Source organism: Rothia sp. HMSC072B04 (assembly GCF_001813725.1).
Lineage (GTDB): Bacteria > Actinomycetota > Actinomycetes > Actinomycetales > Micrococcaceae > Rothia > Rothia mucilaginosa.
This window is the reverse complement of the sequence record NZ_KV813811.1, coordinates 488-4,950: the sequence shown is the minus strand read 5'-3', so window position 1 is coordinate 4,950 and position 4,463 is coordinate 488. Positions and strand designations below refer to the sequence as shown.

Below are 4,463 nucleotides of genomic sequence, written 5' to 3'. Positions count from 1 at the left end.
CTTTTCGGAGGGACTTTCATTGAGGCAGCATCTATGTCTCCGAATACGGTTTCGGCAGCAGGGGATTTCCCTTCCTTTTCGGAGGGACTTTCATTGAGGGGTGCATTGCCGCCGCCCCCGTAAAGGTCAGCTGCGAATTTCCCTTCCTTTTCGGAGGGACTTTCATTGAGGGTCAGATTCGCCGAGCATGCCCTCACGAGCCAACGCAGATTTCCCTTCCTTTTTGGAGGGGCTTTCATTGAGGCATCAACAGAATGGGCGTGGCGATGGAAACAAAAATATTTCCCTTCCTTCTGGGAAGGGCTTTCATTGAGGCGGCGTGGGGTTTGGGTGATGAGTCCTTGCGCGAGGGCATTTCCCTTCCTTTTTTGGAGGGGCTTTCATTGAGGGTCTCGGCATGGTCGCCAAGAAAAAGATGAGAGCCATTTCCCTTCCTTCTGGGAAGGGCTTTCATTGAGGGACTGCCGAAAACACCGACGACGCGGCTATCCTCGCATTTCCCTTCCTTTTTGGAAGGGCTTTCATTGAGGCCCCAGCAGATTAAAAATACCTGCAGGCGGGTCCTGAAATTTCCCTTCCTTCTTGGAGGGGCTTTCATTGAGGGACCGGCCTTAACGTTGTCGGTGAGGGGTTCTTAGAGCGATTTCCATTCCTTTTCGGAAGGGCTTTCATTGAGGCTATTTTGGCGGCGCGGCATACGCCCCGTATGGTAACATTTCCCTACTTCTCCGTAGGGACTTTCATTGAGGCTATGGTGAGACGCTGGCGACCACCGCGGTTATCACATTTCCCTTTCTTTTTTGGAGGGGCTTTCTTTGAGGCTGCCTGCGGCCTGTGTGGCCGACTGACCGACCGACTTTCCCTTCCTTTTTTGGAGGGGCTTTCATTGAGGCGGCTTCGCCTTTGAAGAATTGAAGGGCGGCGACGGATTTCCCTTCCTTTTCGGAAGGGCTTTCATTGAGGCTACGGTGCGCCGCATGTGATGCCGAGGTTGCAGGCGGATTTCCCTTCCTCTTCAGAGGGGCTTTCATTGAGGCTCACCGTAATTCTCACCAGCCAGCATACGCACCGTATTTCTTCGCTTTCTCGCGGAGACTTTCATTGAGGCTGGTCTATGGAAGCTCGCCAGGCGGATGCTGCAGGCTACATTTCTCCGCCCTGGGCGGGGACTTTCATTGAGTCATCGAGCGGCGGACCATTACGGGTGCGCTCGCGCGTATTTCCCTTCTTTTTTGGAAGGGCTTTCATTGAGGCGCTGAGCCCCAGACGAGAGACATTCAGACATGCCGATTTCCCTTCCTTTTTGGAAGGGCTTTCATTGAGGCGGCGTAGAGCTTGGAGAAGTGGCGCACAATGCAACTATTTCCTTACGATCTTGTAGGGACTTTCATTGAGGGATTTGGCACAGTGACAAAAGTTGTAAATTAACAACAATTTCCCTACCTTTCGGTTGGGACCTTCATTGAGGCGGGCGGCTCATCCCTGCTTGCGCAGGAAACACCTCAACCTTCCCTACGGTTTCGTAGGGACTTTCCCTAACCTTTCGCTGCTCTGTTCCTGGACCGCCACAGCCCAGGAACGGAGCTTTTCCTTTTTCGCCGCGCAGGAAGCAGCCAGGCCAAAACACCAGCCGCAAGCCCCACCTGCCAGCTGCTACCCGCCTCCTCCATGAGTCCCAGCAGAAAAACTCAACACGCCGGAATAGCGTCATAAACTCGCTGATAAGCCAAAACACCCCACCGTGGTGCTACCCTCAAAACCAAGCAGCCAAAGCTGACTGCCCACCATATTCGCTCACACCAAGGAGACACCGATGTCTACCCCCTACAGTGCAGGCGACGAACTTCCTATCTCACTCGTCATGCACACCGTGTACTGCCCCCGCCGCGCATGGATCGAATCCAATGGCGAAAAGACCGACACCTCACAAATGCAAGAAGGGCAATCCGCCCACAAGCGAGTCGACGACCCCAAAACATCCCGCGGCACGCAACAGCGCGCAGTCACCATTTCATCAACACGTCTCGGGCTCACCGGACGGTGCGACGCCATCGAACCCCAAGAAGACGGTTCTACCCGCATCATCGAATACAAATCAACCCCCGTACGCCGCAACGCATCCGTCACGCCCGCCCACAGGGTGCAGCTTGCCCTTCAGAAAATCTGCCTCGAAGAAGCTGGTGAAACCGTCAGTGAATGCGCGGTGCACTTCACCAACCACAACAAAACCGTGCCCGTCGACATCTCAGACGAAGACATCCGCACCGCAGAAGAATACGTACACACCACCCGCGCACTCATCGACAACCCGACAGCACCGCAACCTCTCGAAGATTCACCCCGCTGCAGCTGGTGCTCCCACATCTCCGTGTGCCTACCCGACGAATCCCACGGAAAAGAAAACATTACACGCGTCGTCGCCAGCAACCCCGACAGCCAAGTAGCGCACCTCACCACGCAAGGATCAAGAGCGACCGTCCAGCAAGGGCGCCTCATCGTGCAACACCTCGGCGAAACAATCAGCAGCGTACCCCTCGAACGTGTGCACAGCCTTGTTGTTCACGGAAATATCGACGTTTCCTCCGCGCTTCTACGAGAACTCATGTGGCGCAACTGCACCATCATCTGGTGCTCCAGCACCGGCCGAGTCTACGGCTGGTCGCAACCCGGCACCGGACCGAATGGACTGGCCCGTGTGCAACAGCATGTCCTCTCAGCGCAGGGGCACCTGCCTATAGCGGCCGCCATGATTGCCAGCAAAATCGCAAACCAAGCGACCCTGCTGCGCCGCAACGGCCACGCCGCAGATGTATGCCGCACCATGCGAGACATTCAGAAGCACACGCCGCAGGCTACCTCAATCCCGGAACTGCTCGGTATCGAAGGTGAAGCCGCCTCGCTCTACTTCGGCAACTTTTCAGCCATGCTCAAAGAAGATGTGCTCACCGAACTCGGCTGGACCTGGGCCGGGCGGCAGGGGAGAGGCGCCAACGACCCCATCAACATTCTGCTGAACTATGCCTACGGGATGCTCAGCTCAGAGTGCATTCGCGCTATCCTCACGTGTGGGCTCGACCCTCATGCCGGGTTCCTACACAGCAGCTCACGGAACAAGCCGGCGCTCGCGCTTGACCTCATGGAAGAGTTCCGTGCAGTCATCGCGGATTCTGTGGTGGTTTCTCTTATTAATAGGAAGCAGGTCAAGGCGGCGCACTTCACCGCGGTTGGTGGCAGCTACCGGCTCACACCCGAAGGACGGAAGACTATCATCGCCGCGTTTGAGAAGCGAATGGCCACGGAGATTACCCATCCCACCTACGGGTACTCGGTGACGTGGCGCCGCGCTGTTGAGGTGCAGGCCCGCATGCTCCTGGGTGTAATTAACGGAACCACCCGCGAGTACACGGGGGTGACTGTACGATAATGCGTGACGACGCTCGACGAACACTCATCGCTTACGACGTGCCCAGTGACCGGCGGCGCGCCAAACTGGCCAAGCTCATTCTGAGTTATGGGGACCGTATCCAGTACAGCGTCTTTATTGTGGATGCGGCCCCCGCCAAGGTGCGACGCATCAAAGACGAGGTTCAGGAACTCATCGACCCGGATGAGGACTCGGTGCTCTTCTGCGACCTGGGGCTGCTGGCCCGGCTTGACGAGCCGACCTTCAGCTACATTGGCCGGGCGCGCGAGGTAACCGAATCGGATGCGCTCATTCTCTAGCAGCGCGATGCTCATTCGCTATCGACGCGCGGCAGGGGAGCGGAGGAATGACGAGTTCGATTGCGGACTGGTAGTAGAGGTGGGGATAATGGCCTTTGGAGGCTTTGTCTGTCTCCACGAGATTTCTCCACCTGCAGGTGGGGACTTTCATTGAGGCCATGATGTCAAGCGTCTCGCAGGTGAGGTGCCCGAATTTCTCCGCCTTCGGGCGGGGACTTTCATTGAGGGGACGAGGGGGATTCTGGGGCTCAGTGGTCGGGGAAATTTCCCCGCCTTCGGGCGGGGACTTTCATTGAGGCCAGAACTCGTCCATGAGCGAGGAGTAGCCGCGCCAGGTATTTCTCCGCCTTCGGGCGGGGACTTTCATTGAGGTGCTTCGTAGTCTTCTACAGTACGAGCCACTTTTGCGTTTCCCCGCTTTTGGGCAGGGACTTTCATTGAGGCCTCACCCCGGTTCTAGAAATCGTGGAGCTCATGCATGATTTCCTCGCCTTCGGGCGGGGACTTTCATTGAGGCAAAACACCCCGGGTTTCGCTACAAAACCCTCCACATTTCTCCGCCTTCGGGTGGGGACTTTCATTGAGGCAAGGAACCGGAATCAGCCCTATCCATCATCGGTGACCTATTTCCCCGTCTTCGGACGGGGACTTTCATTGAGGCAAGTCGCCGCTGTACACTGGTTCGGTACCGACCCCCGAATTTCCCCGTCTTGAACTGCCTCCCGTTTCTTGGACAACGA

At 56.8% G+C, this 4,463-nt stretch carries 2 protein-coding genes; both read left to right on the top strand.

Translation table 11 applies throughout. The annotated features are described in order from the left end of the window. Nucleotides 1-1,813: 1,813 nt before the first annotated feature. Nucleotides 1,814-3,424 carry a CRISPR-associated endonuclease Cas4/Cas1 gene (locus HMPREF2928_RS06670; protein ID WP_070687889.1) on the top strand — a complete coding sequence of 537 codons (1,611 nt, stop codon included), beginning with the start codon at nucleotides 1,814-1,816 and terminating at the stop codon, nucleotides 3,422-3,424. After that, nucleotides 3,424-3,723, top strand: coding sequence for a CRISPR-associated endonuclease Cas2 (gene cas2, locus HMPREF2928_RS06665; protein ID WP_044141701.1), 300 nt, complete (start codon nucleotides 3,424-3,426; stop codon nucleotides 3,721-3,723). Before HMPREF2928_RS06670 ends, cas2 begins: the two co-directional genes overlap by 1 nt. Nucleotides 3,724-4,463: the final 740 nt, after the last annotated feature.